Origin of the sequence: Streptomyces sp. NPDC127108, assembly GCF_042677545.1 — a bacterium.
GTDB lineage: Bacteria > Actinomycetota > Actinomycetes > Streptomycetales > Streptomycetaceae > Streptomyces.
This window is the reverse complement of record NZ_JBHXTE010000002.1, coordinates 203,729-225,227: the sequence shown is the minus strand read 5'-3', so window position 1 is coordinate 225,227 and position 21,499 is coordinate 203,729. Positions and strand designations below refer to the sequence as shown.

17 protein-coding genes are annotated in these 21,499 nt (G+C 72.4%); 5 read left to right on the top strand and 12 right to left on the bottom strand.

All coding sequences use genetic code 11. The annotated features are described in order from the left end of the window. Positions 1–5 precede the first annotated feature (5 nt). From ACFVHO_RS02425 to ACFVHO_RS02415, 3 genes are all read right to left on the bottom strand, one after another. Positions 6–1,091, bottom strand: a complete 1,086-nt coding sequence (locus ACFVHO_RS02425) for a CDP-alcohol phosphatidyltransferase family protein (RefSeq protein WP_385709033.1) — start codon at positions 1,089–1,091, stop codon at positions 6–8. Positions 1,092–1,368: 277 nt separating this feature from the next. Continuing rightward, positions 1,369–2,610, bottom strand: coding sequence for a macrolide-inactivating glycosyltransferase (gene mgt / locus ACFVHO_RS02420; RefSeq protein ID WP_385709030.1), 1,242 nt, complete (start codon positions 2,608–2,610; stop codon positions 1,369–1,371). 77 nt (positions 2,611–2,687) lie between these two features. Beyond that, on the bottom strand, positions 2,688–3,149 hold the full coding sequence (locus ACFVHO_RS02415) for a MarR family winged helix-turn-helix transcriptional regulator (protein ID WP_385709027.1): 462 nt from the start codon (positions 3,147–3,149) through the stop codon (positions 2,688–2,690). Between the two features lie 64 nt (positions 3,150–3,213). Between ACFVHO_RS02415 and ACFVHO_RS02410 the strand changes: the two genes are divergently transcribed. Beyond that, on the top strand, positions 3,214–4,293 hold the full coding sequence (locus ACFVHO_RS02410) for a hypothetical protein (RefSeq protein ID WP_385709025.1): 1,080 nt from the start codon (positions 3,214–3,216) through the stop codon (positions 4,291–4,293). Positions 4,294–4,346: 53 nt separating this feature from the next. On the opposite strand, the gene ACFVHO_RS02405 is transcribed toward ACFVHO_RS02410, so the two are convergent. Genes ACFVHO_RS02405 through ACFVHO_RS02395 form a run of 3 tightly spaced genes read right to left on the bottom strand, consistent with a single transcriptional unit; the run spans position 4,347 to position 7,479 of the window. Beyond that, positions 4,347–5,645, bottom strand: a complete 1,299-nt coding sequence (locus ACFVHO_RS02405; RefSeq protein WP_385709023.1) for an ABC transporter substrate-binding protein — start codon at positions 5,643–5,645, stop codon at positions 4,347–4,349. Then, positions 5,645–6,484 carry a carbohydrate ABC transporter permease gene (locus ACFVHO_RS02400; protein WP_385709020.1) on the bottom strand — a complete coding sequence of 280 codons (840 nt, stop codon included), beginning with the start codon at positions 6,482–6,484 and terminating at the stop codon, positions 5,645–5,647. The genes ACFVHO_RS02405 and ACFVHO_RS02400 overlap by 1 nt, the downstream gene beginning before the upstream one ends. Then, positions 6,481–7,479 carry a carbohydrate ABC transporter permease gene (locus ACFVHO_RS02395; protein ID WP_385709017.1) on the bottom strand — a complete coding sequence of 333 codons (999 nt, stop codon included), beginning with the start codon at positions 7,477–7,479 and terminating at the stop codon, positions 6,481–6,483. Before ACFVHO_RS02395 ends, ACFVHO_RS02400 begins: the two co-directional genes overlap by 4 nt. Positions 7,480–7,670: 191 nt before the next feature. On the opposite strand from ACFVHO_RS02395, the gene ACFVHO_RS02390 reads away from it, so the two are divergent. After that, a complete protein-coding gene (locus tag ACFVHO_RS02390; protein WP_385709014.1) occupies positions 7,671–8,537 on the top strand; it encodes a phosphotransferase enzyme family protein in 867 nt (288 codons plus the stop codon). 193 nt (positions 8,538–8,730) lie between these two features. Here the strand turns inward: ACFVHO_RS02390 and ACFVHO_RS02385 are convergent, their stop codons facing one another. The 4 genes from ACFVHO_RS02385 to ACFVHO_RS02370 all read right to left on the bottom strand — a co-directional run bounded on the left by ACFVHO_RS02385 (position 8,731) and on the right by ACFVHO_RS02370 (position 13,138). Further along, on the bottom strand, positions 8,731–9,456 hold the full coding sequence (locus tag ACFVHO_RS02385) for a 3'-5' exonuclease (RefSeq protein WP_385709013.1): 726 nt from the start codon (positions 9,454–9,456) through the stop codon (positions 8,731–8,733). A gap of 126 nt (positions 9,457–9,582) precedes the next feature. Further along, on the bottom strand, positions 9,583–10,824 hold the full coding sequence (locus ACFVHO_RS02380; protein ID WP_385709010.1) for an SAV2148 family HEPN domain-containing protein: 1,242 nt from the start codon (positions 10,822–10,824) through the stop codon (positions 9,583–9,585). Positions 10,825–10,929: 105 nt separating this feature from the next. Continuing rightward, entirely contained in the window at positions 10,930–12,258 is a 1,329-nt protein-coding gene (locus ACFVHO_RS02375; RefSeq protein ID WP_385709008.1) for a copper amine oxidase, read from the bottom strand. An 85-nt stretch (positions 12,259–12,343) separates the two neighbouring features. Then, positions 12,344–13,138 carry a Tat pathway signal sequence domain protein gene (locus ACFVHO_RS02370; RefSeq protein WP_385709005.1) on the bottom strand — a complete coding sequence of 265 codons (795 nt, stop codon included), beginning with the start codon at positions 13,136–13,138 and terminating at the stop codon, positions 12,344–12,346. Between the two features lie 161 nt (positions 13,139–13,299). On the opposite strand from ACFVHO_RS02370, the gene glgX reads away from it, so the two are divergent. Further along, the gene (gene glgX, locus ACFVHO_RS02365) at positions 13,300–15,408 is read left to right on the top strand and encodes a glycogen debranching protein GlgX (protein ID WP_385709003.1); all 2,109 of its coding nucleotides are present in this window, start codon (positions 13,300–13,302) and stop codon (positions 15,406–15,408) included. Here glgX and ACFVHO_RS02360 read toward each other — a convergent pair. Next, positions 15,362–16,705 carry an MFS transporter gene (locus tag ACFVHO_RS02360; RefSeq protein WP_385709001.1) on the bottom strand — a complete coding sequence of 448 codons (1,344 nt, stop codon included), beginning with the start codon at positions 16,703–16,705 and terminating at the stop codon, positions 15,362–15,364. The two genes, glgX and ACFVHO_RS02360, sit on opposite strands and share 47 nt — an antisense overlap. Positions 16,706–16,786: 81 nt before the next feature. Here ACFVHO_RS02360 and treY point away from each other — a divergent pair, with 81 nt between their 5' ends. Together treY and ACFVHO_RS02350 are read left to right on the top strand one after the other, a co-directional pair. After that, positions 16,787–19,318, top strand: coding sequence for a malto-oligosyltrehalose synthase (gene treY, locus ACFVHO_RS02355; protein WP_385708998.1), 2,532 nt, complete (start codon positions 16,787–16,789; stop codon positions 19,316–19,318). Between the two features lie 119 nt (positions 19,319–19,437). Continuing rightward, positions 19,438–20,688, top strand: coding sequence for a M14 family zinc carboxypeptidase (locus ACFVHO_RS02350; RefSeq protein WP_385708996.1), 1,251 nt, complete (start codon positions 19,438–19,440; stop codon positions 20,686–20,688). 102 nt (positions 20,689–20,790) lie between these two features. Here ACFVHO_RS02350 and ACFVHO_RS02345 read toward each other — a convergent pair whose 3' ends face one another. Further along, entirely contained in the window at positions 20,791–21,351 is a 561-nt protein-coding gene (locus tag ACFVHO_RS02345) for an FHA domain-containing protein (RefSeq protein WP_385708994.1), read from the bottom strand. Between the last annotated feature and the right edge of the window lie 148 nt (positions 21,352–21,499).

Genomic DNA, 21,499 nt, shown 5'->3' with positions numbered 1-21,499 from the left:
GGGGGTCACGCCGCCGTCGTGACCTTCTGCTGCTCGAAGGAGTCCAGCGTCCGCGTGAAGTCGCGGGTGGAGAGCAGCAGCTTGTAGACGATGGCGAGTTCGAAGACGAGGAGGAGCGCTCCGGCCACGATCGTGGCCGGGATCACCACGTCGAACAGCGGGCCGATGATGAAGACGCCCATCTGGAACTCGATGCCGCTCACCAGGTGCGTACGGATGCGGTGGCGCAGCAGGAAGGAGCGCGCCCGCAGGTACGCCGGGAACTTGCCCCTGAACTCCTGGTGCAGGTCGATGACCTGGGCCTTGCGACGGGTCCTGCCGACCGCCGGGGCGGGGTCGGCGTGCCCCGAGAGCGAGGAGGCGGGGTCGGCGTGGGAGGCGGCGTCCGCGGGCGCGTCGCTCTCGAAGGCCACAACCTCCGCCGACGGGTACCCGTTCCTCTCCTCCCCCTCCTCCTTGGCCCGCTCCAGGTCCTGCTCCACGTCCGCCTCGGGGTTGTCCCGCAGCAGGTCCTCCATGAAGGCCAGCTCGGCGGCGTTCTCGGCCCGTCGGGCGGCCCGCACGCGAGCCTTGATCTGCTTGCGCATGGTGTGCCGGATCTTGAATATCTCCAGCGAGTTGATGTACCGGAGCGTGTCCAGGAAGACCACGGCGACCGCGAGCCAGATGTAGGTCTCGTCGTGCGTGCGCGCGTACTGACCGCCCATCAGGGCGACCCCGCACACCATCACCCGGATCCGGTCGAAGACGAAGTCGAGCCAGGCGCCGAAGACGGAACCCTGCCCGGTCAGCCGGGCGACCTTCCCGTCCATGCAGTCCAGGACGAAGCTGAAGTGGTAGATCACCGCACCGAGCACCAGCCAGCGCCAGTCACCGAACGCGAAGCACACCGAAGAGGCGAGCCCGAGCACGAACGCGCCCCAGGTGATCTGGTTGGGCGTGATCCTCGTGTACCGCGCCGTCAGCCGCACGAGCGGCGTGGCGAGCGGGTCCACGAGGATCACCGTCCACCACGCGTCGCGCTTCTTCTGGGTGATGCGGCGCACCTCGGCGAGCGGTGGCACGTCGGGGCGCACGGACTGTCGTGACATGGGTCAACTTCCTGGCGTTCGAATGAAGTTCATCTCACGCTAGGTAGTCGTTCACGGAAGGAACAAGCGCTTACGAACGCAACCTTTGGCCGGGGGTATGGGTCACACAGACAGACCCGGTCCATGGCCCAGCCAGGACGGCCCCGCGTTACATGAGCGTTATCCAATGACCCTGCCGTTACCGAATGGCGTCGCGGAGCGTTACGTCACGCCCGGTCGGCACTCGCCACACTCAGGCCGAAGTACAGCCAACTCCCCTTGAAGCACCACCAAACGGTCACCGCTCCTCGCTCCCGGCCTTCACAGCGCCGCCACGCGCGGCCCGCACAATCTCCTCCTCGATCAGGTCGGCCGCCATCTTCGTGCCGCCCTCCCCCGCCATGGCCGCGCGCACCTCGTCGAGCCTGCGGGCGACTTCGGGGTCGGCCACCAGGTCCAGGACGGCCGTGCGCAGCGACTCGACGTCGACCTCCTCCATGGGCAGGTGCCTGGCGACCCCGAGGTCCTGGAGCATGTCCGCGTTGCCGAACTGGTCGACGGCCTGCGGCACGGCGACCATCGGCGTCCCCGTGGCGAGGCCCTCCTGGCTGCCGCCCGCCCCGGCGTGCGTGATGAAGGCGTCGGCCTGCTTGAGGATCGCCAGCTGCGGCACCCAGCGGTGCACTTCGACGTTGGCGGGCACGTCACCGAGGTCGGCGACGTCGACGTGCTTGCCGATCTGGAGCACCATGTGCCAGCCGGGCAGGTCGCCGAAGGCCTCGACGCACGTGCGGTAGAACCCCGGCTGCTTGGTGAACGCCGAGCCGAGCGACACCAGCAGCACCTTCTCCGCGTCCGCGGGGCGCCGCCAGTCGCCCTGCGCGGCGCGGTCGCCCTGGCAGGCGCCGACGAAGGTGTGCACGCTCTCGTCGACCCGGTCGGCGTTGGGCTGCAGCGCCTTGGGGATCAGGACGAGCGAGCGCGGCGGGCGGCCGACGAACGGGTCGTGGTGCTGGGTGATGCCGTTCTCCGCGAGCCAGGCCGCGAAGCGCGCGAAGTACGCCTGGCCGCGCTCGGTCTCCCGCAGCGGCGCGTAGAGCGGCTCGCCGACCTCCTCCTCGTACCCCTCCCAGGCCACCAGGTTCGGGGAGAGGGAGATCTCGGGGACACCCCAGCGGCGGGCGAGCACGCGCGCGGGGTAGGAGGTGATGTCGTGCAGGACGATGTCCGGCTCGTCGCCCTCGTACGCCGCGAGGAGCTGCGGCAGCGCGTTGATGGCGTCGTTCAGGAACGGCTCGATGTTGTCGATCAGGGTGTCGCCCCAGGCCTCGGGGTCGGCGTCGGGGCCCGGGAGCGTGGTGGTGTAGAGCACGGGCTCGGCCCCGGTCTCGGCGATCTTCTCCTCGAAGGCGTGCGGGATCGCGTACGTGACGCGGTGGCCGCGGGCGACGAGTTCCCGGATCACTTCGAGGCTCGGGTTCACGTGCCCGTGGGCGGCGATGGAGAACATGGCGATGTGGGCACGCTGCGGTGTGGTCATGCCCCGACCATAAACGAGACGATACGTCTCGTGCAACTCTCTTTTTCGCGCCACCCCGCTTCAGCGGCAGCCGGGGCTCACTCCTCGGGCACCCCCGCGTTGTAGCGCAGCAGATACTCCGCGAAGCGCTCCAGGTCCGGACCGCTCCAGCCCGCGAGCCGCTCGCGGAACGCCACCCGGCGGCTGGCGGTGACCTCCTTGAGCAGCCCCGTGCCGCGCTCCGTCAGATGCAGCACCTGTACGCGGTGGTCGTCCGGATCGAGGCGCCGCTCCACCAGGCCGGCCTTCTCCAGGGCCCCCACCTGCCTGCTGATCGTCGACTTGTCCAGCGTGTAGTACGCCGCGAGATCCGTGGCCCGGCAGCCGCCCCGGTCCTCCAGATGACTCAGGAGCGTGAAGGACACCAGGGACAGCTCGGGGTGCATCCGGGCGGCACTGGCCCGCGCCCGCCGCGCGAACGCCGTCATCTCGCGCTGGATGATCTCGATCGGCGCGTCCCGGCCCGGCTCGTCGTCGGCCACGGTTTCCACCTCCTCCATGAATGGTTGTACAGTACAACATTGAGTGAGAGTTGTATAAGCCAACCATTTGGAAGCGATCCGTATGACGGCCACCGCCCGCGGCCCCCTGGGCCCCCTCGGTCACGTACTCGTCCATCTCGTGACCCCCTTGCTGATGTGCCTGGGCATGGGCCTCGCCTATATGAGCGCCTTCGTCACCCCCGAGCCCCACCACCTGCCGGTCGCGGTCGTCGGCACCGACGCCCGCGCCCACGACGTCGCCCGGTCCCTCGGCGCCGGGGCGGGCGACGCCCTCGACGTCCGGCCGGTCGCCTCCCGCGCCGAGGCCGTCGACGAGCTGAAGTCCCTCGACATCTCCGGCGCGTACCTGCCGGACGCCAGGACCCCCGAGCTCCTGGTCGCCTCCGCGGGCTCCGACATGAGCGCGCTCGCCGCGCAGAAGGTCTTCACCCCGCTCGCCGCGGCCGAGGGCGCTCCCCTGAAGGTCACCGACGTGGCCACCCCGGTCCACGACGACCCGACCGGCCAGGGCCTCTTCTTCCTCCTGGTCGCCGTGAGCATCGGCTCCTACGCCTCGGTCGCCGCGCTCGGCGCCGCGGGCGCGGGGCTGCGGATGCGGACGCGGGCCGCGTTCGCCGCCGGGGTCTCGCTCGCCGTGAGCGCGATCGGGGCGGCGCTCGCGGGGCCGGTGTTCCACCTCGCGCACCACGGCCTCGCCGGGGTGTGGGCGATGGCCTGGCTGTACTCGGCGGGCATCCTCTTCATCGGCCTCGGCCTGCACACGTTCCTGAAGCGGTGGACGACGCTCACGATGATGGTCCTGTTCGTGATGCTCAACTTCACGTCGTCCGGCGGCCTTTTCCGGCCCGAGCTGCAGAACGGCTTCTTCGGCTCGCTGCACTCCTTCTGGAACGGCGCGGGCTTCGTCGAGGGCGTCCGGGGCCACTTGTACTTCGACGGCCTCGATCTCGGCCGGTCCGTCTGGACGCTGGTCGCGTGGCTGGCGGCGGGGCTCGCGCTCACGGCGGTGGCGGCGCTGCGGGAGCGCGGGCAGCGCGCGGCCGCGGCGCTCCCCGCCGCCGAACGGGACGGGGAGGCCGCCGAGGCCACCGAGGCCGCGGAGGCTGCCGAGGAGGAGATGGAGGAGTCGGTCGGGGTCTGAGGCGGTGCGGGGGCCGCGCACCCGCGTGGCCCCCGCACCGGCGCTCGCGGCCGTCAGCGCTGGTAGCGCTTCAGAACCAGATTGCCGTCCTCCACCAGGCGTTCGCGCAGCTCGTCCAGGTCGATCGCGCCGCTGTAGTACTCCTGGAGCGCGGGGGTCGCGATCTTGTCCTTCCACTCCGGGTAGCCGCGCACGGACTGGGCGGGCGCGGACCGCAGGTGCCCCGCGAGGGCCGTGCCGGTCGCCCAGTCGTCCTTCTCGGTGCGCAGCGCCGGGTCCTTCAGGGCCTCCTTGCCGGTGGGCAGCATCCAGTCGCCGCGCGCGAGGCGCACCATGTTCGCGGGCCGCAGGAAGAAGTCGATGAACGCGGCGGCCTCCTTCTTGTGCGGGCTGTCCTCGGCGACCGAGAGGGTCTGCGGGCTGACGCCCTGCGCGAGCCCGTCCGCCCCGGCGGGCGCGGGCAGGACCTGCCAGTCGAAGCCCTCGGGCGCCTGCTGCGAGATCTGCTGGCGGTAGGAGAACCCGAGCGGCACCATGGCGTACTTGCCGCCGAAGAAGCCGGGCAGCGTGTCCGAGCCGCCCATGCCGAGCGTGCTGTCCGACGCGCTGCCGTCGACGTTGACCTGGTCGTGGACGGTGCGCGGCATGACCTCGTCGGCCGCCTCGAAGCGGATCTCGGCCTTGCCGTCGGCGCGTCGGTGGAACAGTTGCCCGCCGGTCGAGAGGGACAGGTTGAGCGTCGCCGACACGGGCTCCTTCAGTGGCCAGGCGACCCCGAACTTTCCGTCGCCGTCCCCGAGTTCCTTCGCCACCGACCGGAACTCCGACCAGCTCCACGGCTTCTCGGGGGTCGGGATCCGGACGCCGGACTCCTTCAGCCACTTGGCGTTGGCGATCAGGACGCGCGGCTCCTGCAGGAACGGCACTCCGTAGACCTTGCCGCCGAAGGTCGCGGTGTCCCAACTGGCTTGCGGGATGTCCGACTTCAGCCGCTCGGGCAGCAGGTCGCCGAGGTCCGCGAGATAGCCGCCGTACGCGAAGTCCGCGAGGTCGTCGGAGGCGTCATGGATGATGTCCGGCGCCTCCCCGCCCTCGAAGGAGGTGAGCAGCTGGTCGTGGATGCTGCTCCAACTCCCCTGTACGTACTCGACCTTGACGTCGGGGTGGGTGGCGTTCCACTCCTTCACCAGCTCCTTGTTGGCGTCGACGGACTCCTTCTGCCAGGCAAGGGACTGGAAGCGCAGCGTGATCCGGCCGTCCGGTTCGCCGCCGCCGTCGCCGGAGCACCCGGCGAGCAGCAGGACCAGCGCCGCGGCCACGGCGCCGAGCGCGCGCACGCGTACCGCCGCCATCAGCTCTTCACCGCCCCGGCCAGCATCCCGCCGGTGATCCGCTTCTGGATGATCGCGAAGAGCACGAGCGAGGGGAGCGTCGCGAGGAACGCGGCGGCGGCGAGCGGGCCGAGGTCGGCCGCGCCCTCCGCGCCGAGGAAGTGCGTGAGGACGACCGGCAACGTCTGTTTCTCCGGGGTCTTGAGCAGGACGAGCGCGAAGAAGAACTCGTTCCACGCGGTGATGAACGCGAACAGGGCCGTCGCCACGATGCCCGGCGCGAGCAGCGGCGCGGTCACGGAGACCAGCGTGCGCAGCTTGCTCGCGCCGTCGACGGCGGCGGCCTCCTCCAGTTCGGTCGGCACGGCGCGGACGTACCCGACGAGCATCCACAGGGCGAACGGCAGCGCCCACACCACATACACCATGATCAGCCCGAGCAGCGAGTTGATCAGGTGCAGGTTCTTCAGGACCAGGAACAGCGGGATGATCACCAGGACGAACGGGAACGCCTGGCTGACCACGACCCAGCCGGTCGCCGCCCGTGCGAGCAGGGTGCGGTGCCGCGCCATGACGTACGCCATCGGGGTCGCGATGACGACGGCGATCACCGACGCGCTCAGGGCCGCGACCAGCGAGTTGCCCGCCGCTTCGAGCAGCGGCTGTTCGTCGAAGGCCTGGCGGTAGTTGGCGAGGGTGGGGTCCTTCGGGATCCAGGTGGGGTGCAGGCTGCCCAGTTCGCGCGCCGGTTTGAAGGACGTGGAGATCAGCCACAGGAACGGGAAGGAGAGGAAGACCAGATACGCGAGGAGCGCGAGGTACTGCCCCGCCCGCGCCGGCCTGCTGGTACGTCGGGTCACCGCTGGTCGCCTCCCCTCAGCCGGCCCACGAGATACACGGCGAGCAGCACCGAGATGAGCGCGACCATCACACAGCCCATCGCCGCCGCGTAGCCGAACTGGCCGTAGCGGAAGGCCTCTTCGTACGCGAACAGCATCGGCAGCCGCGTCCGCCCCCCGGGGCCGCCGTTGGTCAGCACGTAGACCAGCGCGAAGGAGTTGAAGTTCCAGATGAAGTTGAGCGCGGTGATCGCGAGGGCGATGGGCTTCAGGGCGGGCCAGGTGACGGTGCGGAAGCGGCGCCAGGCGCCCGCGCCGTCCATCTCGGCGGCCTCGTGGAGTTCGCGCGGCACGTTCTGAAGACCGGCGAGCAGCGCGACGGTCGTCTGTGGCATGCCCGCCCAGATGCCGACGACGATGACGGCGGGCAGCGCGGTGCCGATGCCCGTCAACCAGTCGCGGCCGTCCCCGAGGCCGAGATCGCTCAGGGTCTCGTTCAGGATTCCCGCATCAGGGTTGTAGACCAGGCGCCACATGATGCCGACGACGACCTCGGGCATCGCCCACGGAATGATCGCGAGCGACCGGGCCAGCCAGCGGAGACGCAGGTTCTGACTGAGGAGCAGCGCGAGGCCGAGGGCGAGCACGAACTGCGGCACCGTCACGCCGACGGCCCACACCAGGCCGATCCGGAACGAGTCCCAGAACAGGGTGTCGTCCAACAGGTCCTGGAAGTTGAGCAGTCCGATCCACTCGGTGGGCTCGGTGCGGCCCGACTGGGAGTCGGTGAAGGCCAGCGAGATGCCGTAGAGCAGCGGGCCGACGCTGAGGACCAGGATCGGCAGGAGCGCGGGCAGGACCAGGAACCACGCCCCGTGGTCCATCACCCCGGCGCGCTCCGCGCCCCCGCCGCCCCTGTCTCCGTCGTCCCCGGTGCGTCTGCGGCGGCCCCACCACCATCGGCCCCCGCCGGAGCCGCTGCTGCCGGACCGCTCGCGCGCGGTCGCCAATGTCACGGAATCGGCTCCTTTGGGCGGCTGATTGGGTTTTGGCCGCCCAGGCGGCCCCCGTCATCGTGCTGATGTGACCTTGATACGTCAAGCGACCGCGCACGCCGGAAGCCTCTCTGGCCTGTACGAATGCAAGACTTGCGCGGCGGCCGGAGACTTCCGGCCGTGGGCGAGGCATCGGGTGCGGGAGGCAATGGATGGACGAGGCACGGGCACGGGACGTACTGAACTCCGCGGGGCTCGCGGGCGGCGCCGGGGTCCGCGCCGAGCTGCTCTCCCTCGGCGAGAACGCGGTGTTCGCCGTCGGCGACCTCGTCGTGAAGGTCGGCAGACAGGCGCCGGAACTCCTCGACCGGGCGCGGCGCGAGCTGGCCGTCGCCGAGTGGCTGCGGGCGTCCGGGGTGCCGGCCGTGCGGGCCGCCGAGCCCAAGCCGTGGTTCGTCGCCGGGCATCCCCTGACGCTGTGGCACCGGCTGCCCGCGGCCGTGCGGCCCGCCGGGTCCGCCGACCTCGCCGAACTCCTGCGCCTCGTGCACGCCCTGCCCGCCCCCTCCTTCCGGCTGCCGCGGCGGGAGCTGCTCGGTGGGGTCGAGAGGTGGCTGCGGCTCGCCGGGGACTCGATCGACGCGGAGGACGCCGCGTATCTGCGGGCGCGGCGGGACGGGTTCGCGGCCGCCGTCGTCGCGCTCGTTCCCCACCTCACGCCCGGGCCCCTGCACGGGGACGCGCTGCCTCGCAACGTCCTCGTCGGCCCCGAGGGGCCCGTCCTCGTGGACCTCGAGACCTTCTCCTCCGACCTGCGCGAGCACGACCTCGTGGTCATGGCCCTCTCCCGGGACCGGTACGGGCTCGATGCCGACGCCTACGACGAGTTCACCCGGGTGTACGGGTGGGACGTGCGGGAGTGGGAGGGGTGTTCCGTGTTGCGGGGGGCTCGGGAGACGGCGAGTTGTGCGTGGGTCGCGCAGCACGCGCCCGCCAATCCGGGCGCGTTGGCCGAATTCCGCCGCCGCGTGGCGTCCCTCCGGGACGGGGATCCGACGGTCCGCTGGCATCCGTTCTGACGGGGCGACGGCCCTGCCGGGGGCTCCCCAACCCCGCCCCTTCCCGAACCGGGGGCTGCCGCCCCCGGACCCCCGCTGATCGGCGCTCCGCGCCTCGTCCTCAAACGCCGGACGGGCTGAATCTTTCAGCCCCTCCGGCGTTTGAGGAGCGGGGTCCGGGGCGGAGCCCCAGGAAGGGTGGGTGGGTGGGGAATCAGCCCGCCCGCAGGGCGACGTCCTCGCGTAGGGGCCATGTCCCGTCCACCACAGCGGCAGCGTCCCCCTTGCGGCGCAGGAAGTCCTGGAAGTCGGCCGCCCACTCGGCGTACCACCGGACCTGCCGGCGGTGGAGTTCGGCCACGCCGAGGTCGGCGACCTTGGTGTGGCGGGCGGCTATCGCGTGGGCGAGGCGGGCGGCGGCGAGGGCGTCGGCGGAGGCGTCGTGGGCGGATTCCAGGACGATGCCGTACTCGGTGCAGACCGCCGCGAGGTTGCGCTTGCCGCGCCGATAGCGGTCGACGGAACGGTCGATGGTGTACGGGTCGACGACGGGCGCGGGCTCCGCGCCGCCGAGCCGGTCCCGCAGGGACGGCAGCCCGTGCCGCCGCAGCTCGGCGGCGAGCAGGGTCAGGTCGAAGGCGGCGTTGTAGGCGACGACGGGCACGCCCGCCTGCCAGTACGACACCAGGACCGCGGCCATCGCGTCGGCGACCTCCGCGCCGGGCCGCCCCTCGGCCGCGGCCTTCTCGTCGGTGATCCCGTGCACGGCCACCGCGTCCCGCGGGATCGGCACGCCGGGGTCCGCGAGCCACTCGCGGCGGCCCAGCTCCTGCCCGGCCCTGACCTCGATCACCGCCCCCGTGACGATGCGCGCCTCAAGCGGATCCGTGCCCGTCGTCTCCAGGTCGAAGCCGATCAGCAGCTCCTGGTGCCAGCCCATGGCCGCCCCCTTCGTCGTGGTGCTTTCCCCCAGTGGTCCCCACGATCCCATGCGCCACTGACAATCAGATGGCCGGATTCCGCTTGTCCCCCGCCGAGCCCCGCGGGGGCGCCCCGCCCCGACGTCTCACGAGACCGGCCGCGAGTCCGCCCACGCCGTCTCGAACTCCTCCCGGTAGGTCGCGAAGAGCCCGTGCTCGCCGTGATCGCCGGGCTTCACCACCCTGCCGCCGCCGCGCAGCACCAGCACGGGCACCTCCATGCCGCGGGTGCGGCGGAGGTAGGACTGGACGACCGCGATGCCGTCGGCGCCGTCCCCGTCCACCAGATAGGCCGTGAAACGCGGCGTCTCGTCGAAGACCTGGATCTCGAAGGCGCCGGGGTCCCGCAGCCGCGACCGCACCCGCCGCATGTGCAGGATGTTCGTCTCGACGGAGCGGCTCAGCTCGCCCCGTTTGAGTCCGAGTTCCCGCTCGCGCCGCTTGACCGCGCTGCTCGCGGGGTTCAGGAACAGCAGCCGCACCCGGCAGCCGGACTCGGCGAGCCGCACCAGACGGCGCCCGGAGAAGTTCTGGACCAGCAGGTTCAGGCCTATCCCGATGGCGTCGACGCGCCGGGCCTCGCCGAACAGGTCCTCGGCCGGGAACTGGCGAAGGAGGCGCACCCGGTCGGTGTGCACCCCGACCACGTCGGCGTACCGGTCGCCGACCAGTTCCTCGACGGCGTCGACGGGCAGGCGCCGCGCGGAGGGCGTGTCGGAGCCCGCGCCGAGGATCTCCAGGAGCCGGGCCGAGGCGCGTTCGGCCTGGGCCAGGACGGTCGGTGACAGGGCGCGGTTGCGGGAGACGACGTTGCGGGTGACCTCCAGTTCGTCCAGGGCGAGTTCGACCTCGCGCCGGTCGTCCAGGTAGGGCTCGAAGCACGGCCAGTGCTGGACCATCAGCTCCCGCAGCTGCGGCAGCGTCAGGAAGCTGAGGACGTTGTCGTCCGCCGGGTCGAGGAGATAGCCCTTGCGGCGGCTCACCTCGCGGACGGCGACCGCCCGCTGCACCCACTCCTGCCCGGCGGGACCCGCCGCGGCGACGACCCAGTCGTCGGCGTGGACGGGTTCGTAGACGGGACGCAGAACAGCGGCCACGACCGCGCGCAGCCGCTGTTCCACCAGGTTCAGCCAGATGTAGGCCCGCCCGGCCCGCTGCGCGCGCGTACGCACCTCGCGCCAGGCGTCGGCGCCCCAGTCGAGCTCGGGGCCGATCTGCGATGCCATGTCCACCGGACGTGCCAAGGACACGGCCGACGGCGGGACACTGGCGGAGCCCTCCTCGTGACCCTCGTCACCAGGGGGCAGTTCCCGCCCACCCGAGCTCACCCACGCACCGCCTTCCGCTCCCCCCGGACTCTCCCCCAGTCAACGATCAAGGAAGGGTACTCCGGGAGCGGCGGGCGGTGCAGCCGGATGGAACGGGCACTTTCCTCAATTGCCGATCGGGATCTGTCCGTTGTGGCCGGCGAGGTCCTGCGGCGTGAGCGGGTTCATGGCCGTGACGTCGCGCGGGGCAAGCGCGAAGCCCTGCCAGTGGACCGGCATGGGCTGCTGGTCCTCGTCCCGCGCGATGTGGTGGAAGCCGATGTTGACCCAGGTGATGGGGTGCTTGAGGGTCTCGCCGTTCGACCACTGGTCGACGCTCTTCGGGTAGCCGTTCGGGCAGCCGATGTTGGCGCTCGCGTACTGCTCGCACTTCTTGTACTCGGTGAAGTACACGTCGTGCTTGGTGTAGGGCCGTCCGATGTGCTTGTTGCTGGCCCCGGGGACGATCTCGTACGAGCGCGGGTGCTTGTCCTTGTTCTTGCCCGTGGCGCTGACCACGCGCCACCAGCGCATGTCCTTGCGGTCGCCGGTGAGTTCCTTGGTGACGGGGGTGCGGGTCGTCCTCGTGGTCGGGCTGCCGCCGCCGGTCGACGGGGTGACCTTGGAGTCGTACTGCTCGACCTTGGACTTCGGGGAGCCGTCGAGGCCGAAGTTCAGGCGCCAGAAGACGTTGTGCGAGTGGCTCTCGGCCTTGGCCTGGGGGCCCTTGCCGATGGGCCAGCCGCGGTCGTCGCCGCCGTCGAAGTCGTACGGCGAGAGGCTGCCGGTCGCGCCCACGTTGGAGGTGATGGTGCCGTCGGAGGAGAAGCGCCACTCGGTGATGTACTCGTACCAGGAGGCCTTGTTGACGGTGTAGACGAGCAGGTCCTTGCCCTGGGCGGTGTAGACCTTGCCGTTGCCGCCGGTGGACTGGTCGTGGGTGAGGCGGTACGCGTGCCCACGCGCGCGCGTGGTGGTGCACAGGCCCTTGACGTTGCCCCGGTCGGGCACCTTGACGGTCTTGATGGTGCCGCCGGGGCACTCACCGGGCTTGAGGGCCTGCAGGGCCTGGCCGAAGTCGGTGTCCGTGACGTCCTGGAACTCGGCGTCGCCGTCGTCGTAGGGCACGTGGATCTGGGCGAGGCGGGCGCTGGTGAGGACCGGGATGGGCTTGGGCTCGCCCTTAGGCTGGTAGCTGACCTTGTCGAGGATCAGGCCGGAGTACGTGTTGTAGTGCCAGCACATGCGCCAGGTCGTACCGCCGTCGACGGTCTGCTCGATCTTGTAGGCGGCGCTGCAGTCCGCCGCCGCGGCGGGTGGGGCCTTGGGAGCGGCGGCGGCCGGTCCCGCGGGGCCCGCGGCGGCGAGGCCGGCCCCGATGAGCGCGGAGACCGCGAGGGCCGTACCGGCCCTCCTGCGGGCGCGCGAAAGTCTGTTGCCGTGAGAGGCGTCCATACGGAAGTGACTCCTTCAGGAGGAGAAGTGTGTGGGTGCCGTGCCCCGCCGACGGGCGGGTGGTGGCTGCGGCCTGCCGGGCGGGTCAGCCCAGGCGGCCCACGTCACGTGAGCTGAGGTCCACGACGAACGCGCGGGTGTCGATCCACGGGCCGCGCTTGACCTTCGCGACGACCTGGAAGCACCGGTGCCTGCCGCACTCGGAGAGCTCCGCGGGGATCTTCAGGTTCGTCTGCTTGCTGAAGATGAAGCCGCTCAGGTCGAGGTCGCCGGGGCCGGTGAGGTCCTTGCCGGTGGCCTTCTTGTAGTCCTGCTTCAGGCCCTTGCCGAGCGGGTCGGCGATCAGCAGCTGGGTGGCCTCGTTCAGCTCGTCCTTGGTGGGTGGCGGCTGCACGTCGTGCGCGGAGGTCGTGGACTCCACCTTGCCGGTCTCGAGATTGACCGTCTTGGTGACGGCCGCGTCCTTCTTGTAGTCGTAGTACACGATCTGCGCGCGGCGCGGGGCGTCGGCGCCCTCGGCAGGATCGTTCTCCGCGAGGTTCGTGGAGAGCCGCTGCGGCCCGCGGTCGCCCTCCACGTCCCGTGCGCTGGTGCGCAGCCCGTTGCTGTCCAGGGCCGCCTTCTCCGCGCGTTCGGTCTCGGCGTCGGTCAGCGGGTCGCTGCCTATGCCCTTGTCGCCCTCGTCGGGCGCGTCCTCGACGACTCCGTCGGGTGCGATCGCGTCCTGCCTCGCCGAACCCGCCGCCGTGCTGCGGTCCCCCCTGTCGCCCGCGCCGGCCCCCTCCGGCAGCGTGACAACGACCATCGCGGCGGTCGCGACTACGGCGAGGGCGCCGCCCGCCACGACCTTCCCCAGATGACGTCTGACTAGTTCGCCCATATCCTCCCCCTTTTCTCCCGTACAGCCTCATTTTTAGGGCATGTCGAGTATGTGGTCAGTCGGTTAGACGGGCTCAACTCCCGTGCGGTTGCCCCACTTTCGAGCAGAGTCTCAGCGAACTCCGGTCATGAGGCGGGGGCGATCGTGGAAGAGTCATAGGCATGCAGGTCTGGCCTGGGCAGGCGTATCCACTCGGCGCCACGTACGACGGCGCCGGCACCAATTTCGCGGTCTTCTCCGAGGCCGCCGACAGATTGGAGCTGTGTCTGCTGCACGACGACGGCTCGGAGACCGCCGTCGAGCTGCGCGAGTCCGACGCCTTCGTGCGCCACGCCTATCTGCCCGGGGTCATGCCGGGCCAGCGGTACGGCTTTCGCGCGCACGGCCCGTTCGACCCCGCGCGCGGACTGCGGCTGAACTCGGCGAAGCTGCTCCTCGACCCGTACGCGCACGCCGTGAGCGGCGCCGTCGGCTGGGGCGAGGAGGTGTACGGCTACCACTTCGGGTCCCCGAACGAGCGCAACGACCTGGACTCGGCGCCGCACACGATGACGTCCGTGGTGGTCAACCCGTACTTCGACTGGGGCGACGACCGCCCGCCGCGCACCCCGTACAACGAGACCGTCATCTACGAGGCCCACGTCAAGGGCCTCACGATGCTCCACCCCGAGCTGCCCGAGGAGCTGCGCGGTACGTACGCGGCACTCGCGCACCCGGCGGTCATCGAGCATCTGACGGCGCTCGGCGTCACCGCCCTGGAGCTGATGCCGGTCCACCAGTTCGTGAACGACCACCGGCTCGTGGACCTCGGCCTGAACAACTACTGGGGCTACAACACCATCGGCTTCTTCGCGCCCCACAACGCCTACGCCTCCTGGGGCGACCGGGGCGAGCAGGTCCTGGAGTTCAAGTCGGCGGTGCGGGCGCTGCACGCGGCCGGGATCGAGGTGATCCTGGACGTGGTGTACAACCACACGGCCGAGGGCAACCACCTGGGCCCGACGTTGTCCTTCCGGGGCCTTGACAACGCCTCGTACTACCGCCTCACCGACGACCCGCGCTACTACATGGACACCACGGGCACCGGCAACTCGCTCCTGATGCGCAACCCCCACGTCCTCCAGCTGATCATGGACTCGCTGCGGCACTGGGTCACCGAGATGCATGTGGACGGCTTCCGCTTCGACCTCGCGGCGACGCTCGCGCGGCAGTTCCACGAGGTGGACCGGCTTTCCTCGTTCTTCGACCTGGTGCAGCAGGATCCCGTGGTCAGCCAGGTGAAGCTGATCGCCGAGCCGTGGGACGTCGGCGAGGGCGGCTACCAGGTGGGCAACTTCCCGCCGCTGTGGACGGAGTGGAACGGCAAGTACCGGGACACGGTGCGGGACCTGTGGCGCGGGGAGCCGCGCACGCTCGCGGAGTTCGCGTCGCGGCTCACCGGCTCCTCCGACCTGTACCAGGGCGACGGGCGGCGCCCCCTTGCCTCGATCAACTTCGTCACCTGCCACGACGGGTTCACGCTGCACGACCTGGTGGCGTACAACGACAAGCACAACGAAGCCAACGGCGAGGACAACCAGGACGGCGAGAGCCACAACCGGTCCTGGAACTGCGGCGTCGAGGGCGAGACGGACGACGTGGACGTCCTCGCGCTGCGCGCCCGCCAGCTCCGCAACTTCGTCGCCACCCTGATGCTGTCCCAGGGCGTGCCGATGCTCAGCCACGGCGACGAGTTCGCCCGCACCCAGGGCGGCAACAACAACGCCTACTGCCAGGACAACGAAGTCGCCTGGGTGCGCTGGCCCGACGGCGAGAACACGCTGCTCGCGTTCACGCGCGCGATGGCGTGGCTGCGCCGCGACCACGCCGTCCTGCGCAGGCGCCGGTTCTTCCACGGCCGCCCGGTCGAGGGCACCCACGACGAGCTGTCCGACATCTCCTGGTTCACTCCCGAGGGCGAGGAGATGACGCAGGACGACTGGGACGCGGCGCAGGCGCGGGCCCTGACGGTGTTCCTCAACGGCAACGCGATCTCCGAGCCCGGGGAGCGCGGCGAACGCATCACCGACGACTCGTTCCTGCTGATGTTCAACGCCTCCGCCGAGTCCCTCGACTTCGTGGTGCCGGTGAACCAGGGCGCGCAGTGGCAGGTGGTGGTGGACACCGCCCGTGAGGACGGCGTGCCGCCGGGGACGGGCGGGAAGGTGCGGGCGGGCGAGCGGGTCACGCTGGTCGACCGGAGCCTTGTGGTGCTGCAGCGGCCGGCTTGAGCGGGGCGTTCTCCCCGGGCTCGCCGACGCCCCCGCCCGGGCGGGCGAGCAGCGCCACCGCGAAGGCCACCGCCGCGGCCGCGCTGCCGAGCGCGAACGCGGCGCCCGCCCCGTGCGTCTCGGCCAGGCGCCCGGCCACCGCGAGCGTGACGGCCTGGCCGCCGACGAAGGCGCTCGCCGCGAACGTCATGCCCTCGGCGAGCCGGGCCTGCGGCACGGAGCGTTCGGTGAGGGCGAAGCCGGTGATGAGGTTCGGGGCGTACACGGCGCCGAAGACGGTCACGACGGCGTACAGGGCCGCCATGCTGTGCGTCCACACGAGCGGCAGGGAGAGCAGCGCGGCGGCGGCCGTCGCCACCCGCCAGCGGGCGTGCAGCCCGAACCGGTCCGGGAGCGCGGCCGTCGCGAGCCCGGTGACGGCGCTCATCACGCCCATCGCCGCGTAGACCAGGCCCGCCTGGCCGGACGCGCCCAACTCCTTTGTGAGCGCGGTGATCCCGGCCCCGCAGGCGCCGAGAAGCACGCCGAGGAAGACCAGGCCGATCCGGACGACGTACACCTCGCGCGGCAGGGGCGGACGGCCCCCGCGGGCGCTCCGCGCGGTCGGTGCGCCCGGTGTGCCCGGCGGGACCGCGCGGGCCGTCGGGTGCAGCGCGAAGCCCGTGCCGCAGCCGGCGACCAGGACGGCCGCGACGCCGAACGCGTACGCGGGGTGGCCCGCCAGGGCGGCGAGGCCGACGAGGGCGGGGCCGAGGACGAAGGACAGCTCGTCCATCGTGGACTCCAGGGACAGCGCGGTGCCGACGAGCCGCGCGTCCCCGCCCTCCTTCCGCACCAGGCGCACGACGCGGGCCCGGGCGAGCGGCCCGATCCCGGGCACGCTGGCGCCCGCCAGGACGCCCAGGAGGAGCAGCGCGGGGGTGGGGAGGCCGAGGAGCGCGCCGAGCGTGTACGCGGCCACACAGAGGGCGTTGAGCGCCGCGAACGCGAGGACCACGGGCCGCTGCCCCCGCCGGTCCGCGAGCCGCCCGACGAACGGCCCCGCGCTCACCTGCCCGAGCGCCAGCGCGCACGCGACGGCTCCCCCGGTCGCGATCGACCCGCTGGTCCTGCTGACGAGCAGCACGCTCCCGAACTGGATCACGGCCACGGGCAGTCGCCCCAGGAACGACACCACGGGGAGCGCGACCCCGGTGACGGCGAGCACGCGGCGGTAGGCGTCGAGGGTGGCCAGGGGGGCGGGAGCGTCCCGCCCGTCCACGTCGATCCCCGCGATCCCCCGTGCTCTCTCAGCCATCGTTGGACGCTAACTGCCGTCCCGGCCGAGTACGCATGCGTCGAAGGCACAAAAGGCGGTGGGGCGGGTACGTACGTTCGCATGATGCCTGCGCGCTCCGCCGCTGTGGTTCCGCCGCCGCCCACCGCCACGTACCGGCTGCAGGTGCAGCCGGACTTCCCGTTCGCGGCTGCCGCGCGGGCGGTGCCGTACCTGGCCTCGCTCGGGGTCTCGCACCTGCATCTGTCGCCGGTCCTGGAGGCGGTGCCGGGGTCGACGCACGGGTACGACGTCGTGGACCACTCGCGGGTGCGGGCGGAGCTGGGGGGTGAGGACGGGCTGCGGGCGCTCGCGCGGACGGCCAGGGGCGCCGGGCTCGGCCTGGTCGTGGACATCGTGCCGAACCACATGGCGGCGGTGCCCCGGCACAACCGGGCGCTGTGGGAGGTGCTGCGCGAGGGTCCCGCATCCCCGTACGCGCGCTGGTTCGACATCGACTGGGAGGCGGGCGGCGGGAAGGTGCTGCTGCCCGTGCTGAGGCACCGGCTCGGCCGGGAGCTGCCTCGGCTGCGCGTCGAGGGCGGCGTCCTGCGCTACCACGACCAGGAGTTCCCGCTGCGCGAGGGCACCGAGGGGCTGCCGCTCACACGCCTCCTCGACGCCCAGTGGTACCGCCTTGCCTGGTGGCGCCTCGCCCGCACGGAGATCAACTACCGGCGCTTCTTCACCATCTCGGAACTCGTCGCCGTCCGCGTGGAGGACCCGGAGGTGTTCGACGCGACGCACGCGACGGTGCTGCGGCTCCTTCACGAGGGGGTCGTGGACGGTCTGCGCGTGGACCACCCCGACGGCCTCGCCGACCCCGGGGCGTATCTGCAGCGGCTGCACGAGGCGACGGGCGGGCGCTGGACGGCGGTCGAGAAGATCCTGGCCGACGGGGAGCGGCTGCCCGCCGCCTGGCCCGTGGCGGGCACCACGGGCTACGACGCGCTGCGGCACGTCGACGGGGTCCTCACGGACGAGGCGGGCGCCGCCGAACTCCTCGGCCGGTACCGCACGTTCGCGGCCCCGCCCGCCGACCGCGGCGGCGACTGGACGGCGACGCTGCGGCGCGCCGCGTACAAGGTCGTCACGCGCGAGCTGGCCGCCGAGGTCGACCGCCTCACGCGCGAGGCGGCGGCGCTGTGCGCGGCGGACCCCGCGCTGCGCGACCACGCGCCGTGGGCGCTGCGGACGGCGCTGCGGGAACTCCTCGTACGCCTCGAGGTCTACCGTCCGTACGTCACCGGGGGCGCCGATCCCGAGACGGTCCTGACGGCCGGGGCGGCGCGCGAGGCCGAGCGGGTGTTCGCCGTCCCCGAGGAGGCCGAGGCCGTGGACGCGGTGCGGGACCTGGTGCTCGGCAGGGTCCAGGGCTACGGGGCGCGCGAGGCCTTCCGGGCGCGGTTCGCGCAGACGGCCGCCGCGCTGCGGGCCAAGTCGGTGGAGGACACGGCGTTCTACCGGTTCGCGCCGCTCCTGTCGGCCGCCGAGGTGGGCGGCTCGCCCGCCCGGCCCGCCGTGGACGTGGCGGAGTTCCACGCGTACTGCGCGCGCGTGCAGCGCGACTGGCCGTACTCGGGCACGGTCCTGACGACGCACGACTCCAAGCGCAGCGCGGACGTGCGGGCGGCCGTGAGCGTGCTCTCGCAGGCGCCCGCGCGGTGGGCGGCGCTGCTCACGGAGGTGACGCGCCGGACCGCGCGGCCGGGCGGCAGGCGGGCGCCCGACCCCCAACTGGCGTGGGCCGCCTGGCAGACGGCCGTGGGGTTCGCGCCGTCGGCGCTCACCGCGCGGGCGGCCGCGGAGGCCGGGCCGTACGCACGGCGGCTCCAGGAGGCGCTGTTGAAGCACGTGCGGGAGGCCGGGCTGCACACGAGCTGGACGGAGCCCGACGAGGCGTACGAGGGGGCGGTGACGGCGTTCCTGGAGGCCGGGCCGTGCGGGCCGCCGCTGCACGCGGTGACCGAGTTCGCCGCCGCACTCGCACCGCACGTGCGGGCCAACGTGCTCGGCGGGGCGCTGCTGCACCTGACGATGCCCGGGGTGCCCGACCTCTACCAGGGCACCGAGCGCGACTACCGGGCCCTGGTGGACCCGGACAACCGCCATCCCGTGTCGTTCGGCGACCCCCTCGATGGCTCCGTCGGCTCCGACAGCTCTGTCGGCTCCGCAGACTCCTTGGATCCGTCACTTCCGGAGACGGGCGAGAAGGGCGCGGAGGGCGTGCGGGACCTGTCCGCCGAGAAGCTCGCCGTGACCGTCGCGGCGCTGCGGCTGCGGGCCCGGCGGCCGGAACTCTTCGGCGGCGCGGGCACGTACGACCCCCTGGCCGCGACGGGCCCCCACGCCGGGCACTGCCTGGCCTACGCGCGCTCCGGAGACGTCGTGGTGGCCGTGACACGACTGTCGCTGCGGCTCGCCGACGCGGGCGGCTGGGGGGACACCACGCTGCCGCTCCCCGCGGGCGACTGGGCCGACCTGCTCGTACCGGGGCGGCGGTTCGGCGGGCACGCGCGCGCGGCGGAGCTGTTCGCGGAGCTGCCGGTGACGCTCCTGGAACGTACGGGCCAAGACAGGCCAACAAGGCGGTGACGAGGCGGAGCACCGCCCTTCTCTTGCGCGGGCCCTGGGGAACCGGGGGCCGGAGTGCTTGACACCTGAACCGTCACGTGGCGTACTGCGGATTGCGTCAGCGGACGGACCGGCGGGGGGTGAGTCAACTGGCGGAAAACCGCTATCTCACGGTTCCCGAACTCTTCATGTCCGTTCGGGAGCTGGCGGCCCACCGTCCCGAGCTGAGCACGCTGCGCCGAGTCGGCACGTCACGCGGCGGCCGCCCCCTGCACCTGCTGTCCGTGGGCCGTTCCCCACGCGCGGTCCTGGTGGTCGCGGGCGCCCACGCCAACGAGCCCACCGGCGGCTCCACCCTCCTCGCGCTCGCCGAACAGGCTCTGGTCGACCGGGAGTTGAGGGACGGCACCTCCTGGCACTTCCTGCTGTGCGCGGACCCGGACGGCGCGAGCCTGCACCGCACCCCGGCGCCGCGCAGCCTCCTCGACTACCACCGGCACTTCTTCCGCCCCGCGGGCCCGGAGCAGCCCGAGTGGTCGCCCTCGGTGCTCCCGCCGGACCGGCTGCCCCCGGAGACCCGCGCCCTGACCCGCGTCATCGACGAAGTGCGGCCCTACTTGCAGGTGTCCCTGCACTGCACCGACCTCGGCGGCAGCTGGGTGCAGTTGACCCGGGACATCCCGGGGCTCGCCGAGCCGTTCGCCAAGTCGGCGGCGCGCCTCGGCATCCCGGTGGAGACGGGCGCGTCGGACGCGGCCGGGTGGCCGGTGTCCGGCCCCGGCGTGCATGTGCTGCCGGGCCCGGGGTCGGCGGCGGCGTACCCGAGCCTGCCGGAGGACGCCCGGCACACGACGTGGCACCACGCGCACCGCTACGGCGGTACGACGGCCATCGTGGAGGTGCCGATGTGGGCGAGCGACACCGTGGGCGACGTCGCGGCGCACCCGGCGCCGCGGACGGCGATGCGGTCCTTCGCGTCCCGGCTGCGGCACGACGCGCGGCTCGTGGAGGAGGTGCTCGGGGACGCGCTGCCCCGCCTTCCGCGCGCGGAGGGGCCGCTGCTGCGGGCGGCCACGTGGGCGCTCGGCCTGGTGCCGGGGCTCGCCGACGACTGGGGGCGGCTGCCGCCCGCGGGCACGTCGAAGGCGTACATCGGGAGCGTCGACGCGTTCGGGCGGCGGCTGCCGCTGCGGGCGGCGGCGATGCTGCTCCGGGTGCTCAACAGTGCGGGTGACCGGGCGGCGCCGCGCCTGGACCGCCTGGTGACGCAGTGGAGCGAGGCGTTCGCCGAGCGGTTCGGGGCGCGGTGGGTGCCGCTGGAGCACCAGGTGGAGCACCAGGCGCGGACGGCGGTGGAGGCGGCGCGGCACGCGCGCGAGACCCTCGACTGAGCGAGCGGGCGGCTTGGGGTGCGGGTGCCGGGGCGGCCCGGACGTGAGTGCCCGGGGGCGGGCCGAGTGCCGGGGCGGCCCGGGTGTCGGGGGCGGTTTCGCTCAGGCCGTCGCGAGGCAGAACGACAGGCTCCCGAAGGACACCTGGTCCCCGGCCTGGACGACGGCGGCGCCGATCACCCGGCGGCCGTTCACCGACGTGCCGTTGGTCGAGCCGAGGTCGCGCAGGACCCACATGCCGCCCTGCGCGGACAGTTCGGCGTGCAGCCGCGAGACCGTGTCGTGGCTGAGCCGCAGGCCGTTCGCCGGGTCGCGGCCGATCCGCAGCGGGTACGCCCCGGGGGCCGGGAGCAGCAGCTTCGGCAGCCGCTCGGACTGCCAGGCCCTGCGCAGCTTCACCGTGAACCCGGACACCGCGCCCACGGAGCCGAGCACGAGCTTCGACCAGCGGCTCTCGGTGCGCAGGTCGGCGGTGAGCGCGTCCAGTTCGTCCCGGCGCCGGGCGGCGAGGGCCAGCTCCATGCGTCGTACGAACGTGTCGTGCGAGAGCCGGCCGAGCGCCGCGCCCTCTCTGAGCACCTCGAGGGCCCGCTCCCGCTCGGCGTCGGTCAGCCGCACCGGGTTCGTACCGGACTCGGAGGGCAGCGAGGAAGGCGAGGTCACGTCGACAATTGTCGGCCAGGCCACGGCGGGTGTCCAGATTGGGCCGGGCCGGGGCCGGACAGCGCCCCGAGTTCCGTGCCCCCCGGCCGCACGGCCCGGGCCGCGCCCACCGCGCGCGACCCCGCCCCGGCCGCCCCCGGCGGACCGC

What these genes read in the sequence shown, in the direction of transcription:
- ACFVHO_RS02425 (WP_385709033.1), bottom strand. Translation starts at nt 1,091, where the DNA reads ATGTCACGACAGTCCGTGCGCCCCGACGTGCCACCGCTCGCCGAGGTG.
- mgt (WP_385709030.1), bottom strand. Translation starts at nt 2,610, where the DNA reads ATGACCACACCGCAGCGTGCCCACATCGCCATGTTCTCCATCGCCGCC.
- ACFVHO_RS02415 (WP_385709027.1), bottom strand. Translation starts at nt 3,149, where the DNA reads ATGGAGGAGGTGGAAACCGTGGCCGACGACGAGCCGGGCCGGGACGCG.
- ACFVHO_RS02410 (WP_385709025.1), top strand. Translation starts at nt 3,214, where the DNA reads ATGACGGCCACCGCCCGCGGCCCCCTGGGCCCCCTCGGTCACGTACTC.
- ACFVHO_RS02405 (WP_385709023.1), bottom strand. Translation starts at nt 5,645, where the DNA reads ATGGCGGCGGTACGCGTGCGCGCGCTCGGCGCCGTGGCCGCGGCGCTG.
- ACFVHO_RS02390 (WP_385709014.1), top strand. Translation starts at nt 7,671, where the DNA reads ATGGACGAGGCACGGGCACGGGACGTACTGAACTCCGCGGGGCTCGCG.
- ACFVHO_RS02385 (WP_385709013.1), bottom strand. Translation starts at nt 9,456, where the DNA reads ATGGGCTGGCACCAGGAGCTGCTGATCGGCTTCGACCTGGAGACGACG.
- ACFVHO_RS02375 (WP_385709008.1), bottom strand. Translation starts at nt 12,258, where the DNA reads ATGGACGCCTCTCACGGCAACAGACTTTCGCGCGCCCGCAGGAGGGCC.
- ACFVHO_RS02370 (WP_385709005.1), bottom strand. Translation starts at nt 13,138, where the DNA reads ATGGGCGAACTAGTCAGACGTCATCTGGGGAAGGTCGTGGCGGGCGGC.
- glgX (WP_385709003.1), top strand. Translation starts at nt 13,300, where the DNA reads ATGCAGGTCTGGCCTGGGCAGGCGTATCCACTCGGCGCCACGTACGAC.
- ACFVHO_RS02360 (WP_385709001.1), bottom strand. Translation starts at nt 16,705, where the DNA reads ATGGCTGAGAGAGCACGGGGGATCGCGGGGATCGACGTGGACGGGCGG.
- treY (WP_385708998.1), top strand. Translation starts at nt 16,787, where the DNA reads ATGATGCCTGCGCGCTCCGCCGCTGTGGTTCCGCCGCCGCCCACCGCC.